This window comes from Rhodopseudomonas palustris (assembly GCF_003591005.1).
Lineage (GTDB): Bacteria > Pseudomonadota > Alphaproteobacteria > Rhizobiales > Xanthobacteraceae > Rhodopseudomonas > Rhodopseudomonas palustris_K.
This window is the reverse complement of record NZ_QYYD01000084.1, coordinates 1-535: the sequence shown is the minus strand read 5'-3', so window position 1 is coordinate 535 and position 535 is coordinate 1. Positions and strand designations below refer to the sequence as shown.

Sequence of the window (535 nt, the reverse complement as noted above, 5' to 3'; positions counted from 1 at the left end):
GCGTGATGGCGCGAACCCTGCAGCGCGATCTGTATGAAGGGGCGCAGCTCAGGCACGCCAATAGCCTGGTGAATATGGGGATTCTGGTTAGCCCCCTGCTGGCGCCGCTGATTGGCGGCATTGTCGATACCTTATGGAACTGGCGGGCCTGCTTCGTATTTCTGCTGGTACTTTGCGCCGGCGTCACCTTCAGCATGGCGCGCTGGATGCCGGAAACCCGGCCCACCGGCGCGCCGCGTACCCGGCTCATCACCAACTATAAAACGCTGTTCGGTACCGGCGCATTCAACTGCTATCTGCTGATGCTGATCGGCGGCCTGGCGGGAATTGCAGTGTTCGAAGCCTGTTCCGGCGTGCTGATGGGCGCGGTACTGGGTCTGAGGAGTATGTCGGTCAGCATTCTGTTTATTCTGCCGATCCCGGCGGCGTTCTTTGGCGCCTGGTTTGCCGGCCGGCCGAACAAACGCTTCCCGACGCTGATGTGGCAGTCGGTGATTTGCTGCCTGCTGGCGGGGGTGCTGATGTGGATCCCTGG

General features: G+C 61.7%; 1 protein-coding gene. It reads left to right on the top strand.

Annotation, left to right across the window (positions count from 1 at the left end; translation table 11 throughout):
- Window positions 1-535, top strand: a 535-nt coding sequence (locus D4Q52_RS26075) for an MFS transporter (protein WP_119859480.1), incomplete at both ends; no start/stop codon positions are given.